This window comes from Chryseobacterium sp. SIMBA_029 (assembly GCF_046535275.1).
GTDB lineage: Bacteria > Bacteroidota > Bacteroidia > Flavobacteriales > Weeksellaceae > Chryseobacterium.
The window spans coordinates 1-277 of record NZ_JAWRXA010000238.1; the positions used below are offsets into that span (position 1 = coordinate 1).

1 pseudogene is annotated in these 277 nt (G+C 32.5%); it reads right to left on the minus strand.

Annotation, left to right across the window (positions count from 1 at the left end):
• Positions 1–277: pseudogene (locus SB679_RS23970) on the minus strand (hypothetical protein); the annotation flags it as partial.

Consider the following 277-nt stretch of genomic DNA (forward strand, 5'->3'; position numbering starts at 1 on the left):
TTGAAAGTACCATCTTCCTGGTAATCGTAATATATCTTTCTTTTAATTGTATTGGTTTTTGGGTCAATAACCATAGAAATGGGTGTGAATAGTTCTTTGTTTTTTATCAAAGAATAATCCATTATGGAGGGTTTTAAAATGATTTGCCCTTTAAAATCTACATACCCTTTATAGGAAGCTGCTGTAATGTCTCCTTCGAATTCCTTATTGGCAACTGGGTTGAGGTTTTTGTCTAAGATTACATATTCAAACTTTTTGGTCTTCTCACCAGATTTTC